At 69.1% G+C, this 6199-nt stretch carries 4 protein-coding genes and 1 pseudogene; all 5 read right to left on the reverse strand.

Features of this window, described 5'->3' with window-relative positions:
• Positions 1-256: pseudogene (locus NN4_RS44075) on the reverse strand (MarR family transcriptional regulator); the annotation flags it as partial.
• A 767-nt stretch (positions 257-1023) separates the two neighbouring features.
• On the reverse strand, positions 1024-2856 hold the full coding sequence (locus NN4_RS44080; RefSeq protein WP_147144330.1) for a BTAD domain-containing putative transcriptional regulator: 1833 nt from the start codon (positions 2854-2856) through the stop codon (positions 1024-1026).
• Positions 2853-3587 (reverse strand): DUF8176 domain-containing protein, encoded by a 735-nt coding sequence (locus tag NN4_RS44085; RefSeq protein ID WP_147144332.1) that lies wholly within the window; start codon positions 3585-3587, stop codon positions 2853-2855. The genes NN4_RS44080 and NN4_RS44085 overlap by 4 nt, the downstream gene beginning before the upstream one ends.
• A 105-nt stretch (positions 3588-3692) precedes the next feature.
• Positions 3693-4829, reverse strand: a complete 1137-nt coding sequence (locus NN4_RS44090; protein WP_186818928.1) for a lipase family protein — start codon at positions 4827-4829, stop codon at positions 3693-3695.
• Entirely contained in the window at positions 4826-6082 is a 1257-nt protein-coding gene (locus NN4_RS44095) for a cutinase family protein (protein WP_246181444.1), read from the reverse strand. The genes NN4_RS44090 and NN4_RS44095 overlap by 4 nt, the downstream gene beginning before the upstream one ends.
• Positions 6083-6199 lie beyond the last annotated feature (117 nt).

Below are 6199 nucleotides of genomic sequence, written 5' to 3' on the forward strand. Positions count from 1 at the left end.
CGGCAGCGGCGGCGGTGTTGGCATTGGCGCGGTAGCGCCGTGGTGCGGCGCAAGTGCGGTCGGCGTGCCCGGCGGTTGTCAGTGCCTCGAGCGCGTTGCCGACAGCACCGGAAGAACGTACGAGGGTTTTCGCGATTTCGCGGGGGGAAAGGTCGCGGCCCGGGTTGTCTGCTAGTTCAGCGGCCACCATGCGCCGCAATTCACCATTTTGCAAACGTCCAGCGGGCACGGGTGCCGGGGTAGCCTTCTTCGCCATTTCATCTCCTGAATTTCAGACCCAATGAACGCGCCGCCACGGGGGATAGTGACATACGTGTGGCGAGGCCGCCAATGGGATTTCTGCGATTTCCCGTCGAATTCCGGGAACGGAACGACGCTAGCTCGACTGCCAACGAGCCCGCAATCCCAAAAGCGCGGAATTCCGGAAATTTCTCCCGAGTCCCCGAAACTCGACAAAGCAAGAATGAAATGAAATGCGCACACCATTGTCCGATCGAGACCACGGGACGGCAAGCGAATCGAAGACAAAGGAAAGGGAGGGATACGAATGAAAAGAGGAAAGACGAACACGGGAAGGGCGCGAAGAAACAACAGGATCAGCGGGGCGATAGCGAGAGGAGGGCAGTGTGGTGCCGGTGAGGCATGTCTATACGGCTTTGTGTATAGACAATCCTGGATGACACCCCGCCGGAGATATGCGCCCTGAGCTGGCGATATGACGCGCCCAGGTGCGGCGTCTTGACCGTCCCACGCGGCACCCCACGCAAGACCCTCCCGAATGCCACACCCATTGCCTACGCAAGGAACGCGGATCATCGACCCGCCCGGAACCGCCGCGAATTCACCCGATACCGGCGTTATTCGAGGATGCATTGATGCCACACTGAACGATTTCGGATGGTGCCATCCAGTGCTATCGAATAGGTTATCAGCATACTTAATTCGCCCATAGTGCCGCAATTTGCCGATTGCTTATTTCCTCTTGTCCGACTGCATCGGGCGCGGGGGCTGCCGAATGTGGCTCTATCTCTCGGAACGTCGGAGCTGTTCCAGGAGATGGCGTGTCTCCTGACTCGGGGCGTGGCCGACTTCGGCGAGTTTGCGGGCCAGGAGTGAGTAGGTCCGGTCGAGGGCTGCGTATTCGCCGAGGCGGGCGTGCAGACGGAGAATGTCTTGCCACACAGTTTCGTTGTAAGGGTCGGCCTCGGCGGTTGTCTCGAGCAGACCTAGAGTGGCGCGGGGGTCGTTTTCGGAGTTGCGGGTGGCCAGCCAGCTCATCGCGTTGAGAGCGTCGCGGCGCGCGGACTCGCGCAGCGGTTCGGCCCAGGTGCCGGTGAGGTCGGGGGCCAGTTCGGCGGTCGCGAGATCGGCGATCAGTCGGCACGCGTGGGCTTGGTCGGCGTCGCTGCTGGCGCGTCGGCGCGCGGCCACGGCGGCGTTGAAGTCCCAGTAGTCGACGGTGATCGTTGCCTCGGACAGGCGGTAGTGCAGTCGGTCGTCGGTGAGCAGTTCGGTGATCTGGCCGCCGGTGGCGGCGGCGACGGCGGTGCGCAGTCGGCTCAAGGTGTTGGTGAGTGCGCCGGTGGCTCGTTCCGGTGGACGTTCACCCCAGACCATGTCGATCACCCTCGATCGGCTCACCCCGTGCGGGTGCAAGGCCAGTACGGCCAGAACCTCGCGGCTGCGGGGCTGCAACCGAGTCGTGATATCCACGCTCTCCACGGTTTCGGGTGCGCGCCACAGAATCCGGGTCGGCCCGAAGACCCGTACGGTCAGGGCGGGTGTGCCCTGCTGGGGCGGGTCGGTGAGCGCGAGGTCCGCGGGCTCGGGGGGCCGCGCGAGCTCGCCCTCGACGTGCGGGCCGGCATCCTCGCCCGGGTCGGCGAGGGCAGGCTCGGGTCCGGGTGGCACCGTGACGGGGCTGGGAGGCTTCATTACCGGAGTCGGGGGTGTGGGCGGGCTGGGTGAGACCGCTGGCGTGTGGTCGAGGCGGTAGATCGTGGGCGTGCTGAGCTGGTGGCGGGTCCGGCGATGATGGCGGGCCGAGGGTCGTGTGGGCGGTTGTCCCGGACTCGTGGTGTGGGTGGGCGGGCGGAGCTGGTGGAGCACGGCCGCCGCGATGAGGCGTGCGGCCGGGAGCAGGTGCGGGCGGCGGCGCGGGCTTGGCGAGCCAGCCAGCAGTGCCTCGGCGCTCGCGCGGGCGCGGGGAAGGGTGCCCAGCAGTGGTAGGGCTAGCGCCGCGGCGAACTCGCTACGCGCGGTCGCGCCGATGAGGACGACGCCGCGTCTGCGGCTGTGCTGGGTCAGTGTGTGGATGCGGCGGGCCACCAGTTCCGGGTCGCTGCGCCCGGCCGCGACGACGACCAGGCAGGCGTCGGCGGCGGCCAGGACCGGGGTCAGATCCGAATTCGGCTCGGGGGCACCGCAATCGGCGAACACCGTTACGCCCAGCGAGCGCCAGCTCGCGTGAGCACCGAGCAGCAGTGATGTGGCCGGGACCGTGGCGGCATCGCGGCCTGGTGGCGCTGCCAGCAACGCCACGCCACCGGGCAGGAATTGCACGTGATCGGCGAGCCGGTCGGGCTCGACCGGTTCCTCGGCGGTGATCGTGCGGGCCAGGCTCGCCAGACCCAGATACGGGTCAGCGCCGCTCATTTCGGCGAGCTGCCCGCCTGCGGGGTCGGCTTCCACTACCAGCGAGGGCTCTGGACCCGGCCACATTTGGGCCAGGGCCAGGGTGGTTGTGGTGGTTCCGACGCGCGGCCCGATACCGGCTACCGCGATCATTATCGGCGTTTGCGAGTCGGTGAGTGCCGGGGCGAGGTTGGTGGTGCCACGTTGGTGGCTATTGGTCATCCCTGTTCCTGGATGTTGCTGATGAGCAGGGCACCGGCCTCGCCGGGGCGGGTGTTGACGAGTTGGAGGTAGTCGGTGCGCGTGCGGTCGGGGTGTACCTCGCTGACGTGGACATTCGCGGTGCTCGCCGAGATCGGTGTGATCGATACGCAGTGCGTGGTGCCTAAGGGAATGGATGCGATGCCCGCGGCGAGTCCTTCGGCGGCGATCCCGGACTCCGGTGCGAGCAGCCGCAGCGCCGCCTCGGCGCTGCGGTGGATGTAGTAGGCGGCTTGGAAGGAGGCGATCAGCCCGGCCACGGTCGTGGTGTCACCGTCACGGTCGGTGACCACGGTGCCTGACAGCCCAGTGCACGCGCCTTCGGCGGTGGAGGTCGCGCTCGGCGGTGCCGCCGTAGCACCGACCGCCTCTCCTGTCTCACCGGAGTCAATGGCCGCTACCACTACCGCACCGGTCAGGATGGCGGCGACGGTGACCGCCAGCGCGGCCCAGGCCCCGCCCGGCAACCGGTGCCGCAACGCGGCCCACCATGGGGGGTAGACGCCGGTGTCGGCGGTGTCGGAGGTGTCGGGCAGCGCGACCAGCCAGCGGCCTTCTCGTGGCGGGGATTCGGGCGCTTCGAGCTCGTCGCCGGGACCGGGTCCGGGGATGATGTGCAGCTGCGGTGTGGAGCGTGGCTCTTGCAGCCAGGAGAAGGGGTCTTTGTCATCGGGTGTGTCGCGGGACCTCATTCCTCTCGCCTCCTAGACAGTCGATTTCGGATCGGTTGTTTCTCCCGGGCCTGCCCGCACCCCGGGAGGGGGGTTGCGGGGTGCGGGCAGGTTTCCCCGGAGGGGTCATGGGTGGCTGGTGTGCTCGGTGTGCTCGTTCTCGGCTTGGCTGGGGTGGGTTGGCGCCGGCCGAGTCGTGATGTCCTCGCCGAGGCGGGCGAGGACATCACCGAGCGCGAGGTCCGCGGTAGCGCGGTGATCGGCCTCGTACTCGCGCCAGGACACGATCGTGCCGCGTTGCCGGTAGGCGATCAGTGTTTGCCGACCGGCACGCACGGGCACGACGGTGTCGCGCTCGCCGTGATAGAGGTGCAGCGGCATCGCGGCCTTGGTGTGGGCGAGGGTCTCGAGCGCGAGCACCCGCCGCCACCAGGGATCGTTCCAGGGGTCGGGGTGTCGAGACCAGTGCGCCAGCGGCTGCGGGAACTGTTGCAGCAGTTCGCTAGCGGTGAGGTGCTGTGCCTCGGCGGCGGCTGCCAATCCGTACTCGTTCAACACGTGACGTAACGGGAGCTGGTCGTAGGCGCGTGCGAGCCCGATCAGCCCGGCCAGTCCCAGCCCCGCGCCCGGACCTCGGCTGATCACCGGTACCAACGCCGCCAGGTCCGAGGCGACGGCTCCGGCGGCGATACCGCGTAGGTCCACCTCGGGCGCACACCACGGCTGTAGTTCCCCCGCAGCGGCGACGACCCGCCCGCCGTCTGCGTATCCCCAGGCCACCACCGGAGCCACCGGCAGATCGAGATTCGCGCCCCGATACACGGCCCGCGCGAGGTCGAGCACGAGCTTGGCACCGGCGCGGGCAGCGAGGAAGGTGTGCGGTCCGGTGCCGACACCGAGTCCTCGGCCATCGGGGACGGCCACCACCCACCCGCGCTGCAAGGCAGCCTCGATCGCGGCGGTGTCGGGTTCGGTGCCGATCGCCAACAGTTGCGAGGGCGCGCACACCCCGCCCAGTCCGCGAAAGGGCGGGCAGTACAACAGGATCGCGGTCGCACCGGGCTCGGCGACCTGCTCGGGGATCAGCACGATCGCCGAGGCCGGGATCCGTTGGGAGTGCGAATCGGTGGAGACATAGACGATCTGCCATGCTCCGGCCGCCCCGGCGAGTTGGGCGGTGAAGACCGGACGCGTGCGCACGAGTTCCCCAGGACGCAGGCCCTCGCGCAGGATCGGGGTTTGATAGAACTCGGTGATGTTCACTGGTGGCTCCCGGCGAGGTCGTGGGCCAGGGCGGTCATCCACGCGACCCCGCTGGCGAGTTGGCCGGTGGTGGCGTAACCGGTGTGGCGGCCATGGATGTCGGCGTAGCGAAGCCACACAGCCGGATTCGTCAGGTCGGCGTTATCGGCGACCAACTGCCCCCACGCCGTCGAGAGCTGCCCGGCCAGTTTCGGTAGCTGCCCGAACGGGTCGGCGGCCACGACCCCGGTGATCTGTCCCCACCGAGCCGTCGCAGCGGCCCCCTCCTGCGGGCTCACAGGCGGGGTGCGGGGATCGGCGGCGTCGGTGAGCCGCTGGGCCAGACTCGCCGCGGGCGCGTAATCGACGAACCCGGGACCCACACGAAAGTCGCGGTTCACCACGGTGCTCCAGGCGTCACCGAGCACACCTGACATCAGCGCATGGATCGAGCCGAGCGCTGCTAGGGGATCACGCAGGTCGGCCTGGGCGGCGATCTCGGCGGCAATCCGCAACAACGCGGCGTGTTCGGGTGCCGCGCAACTCAGGTCACCCTCAACGCAGAACTGGGCTACCCGGCCGGTCAGCGCACCGTAGTCGACACCCTCACCCGCAGCGATGCCGCCACCAGAGGTCGGCGCGGTGGCGATCACCACCCCCGATACCGCCGCCCCGGCGGTGCCCGGGGCGGGGTCGGGAGTGAGTTGGCCGGGGCGGCCCGGGATGACGGGCGAGTCCGCGCTGCGATCGGGATCGGAGTACAGGGCGACACCCGCCACCCGCTCGGGTGCGACGGGTCCCCCGCCCGCGCCGACGACGCGCGCGAATTCCGAGACCACCTGCGCGCCCTGGGAGAACCCGACCACCGCCAGGGCGGTGCCGGGGCAGCTGGTGGCGATCTGGTCAGCGGTAGCGGTGAGTGCGGCCAAGCCCTCGCCCACCGACACCGCGTAGGAGTCGGTGCCGCCACCGGTACCCACAGCGCCCCCGAACCCAGCCGGGTACGCAATGTAGGTGCGCGCCACCAGATCCGGCACAGCGGCCACCACCGGGCCGAGCAGAAATCCGAGCATCCCGGTATCGGCGGTCGGCGACGCGCCCGGGGAGGACTCTCCGGTGCCTTGTACTCCGAGAAGATGCAGAGCCGGGCATCCATTGGTCGGCGCTGCCGAAGCGCTCGGGGTCATCGCGCTCATCGCGCCAGCGGTGCCGAGTGCGCTAGCCACCGCGATGGCCAGGTATACACGCCTACGGTTGTTCGTCGTGCGAGTCATGGTTGCCCGACCCCCACGCCCGCACCGAACCCCGCCCCCACCGTGCCACCGGCTACCGCGCCGACCGCCGCAGCGGCACCGCCCAGCACGGCTGCTCCGGCGGCAGCGCCCGCCGCA

Source organism: Nocardia ninae NBRC 108245, assembly GCF_007990755.1.
GTDB classification, from domain to species: domain Bacteria; phylum Actinomycetota; class Actinomycetes; order Mycobacteriales; family Mycobacteriaceae; genus Nocardia; species Nocardia ninae.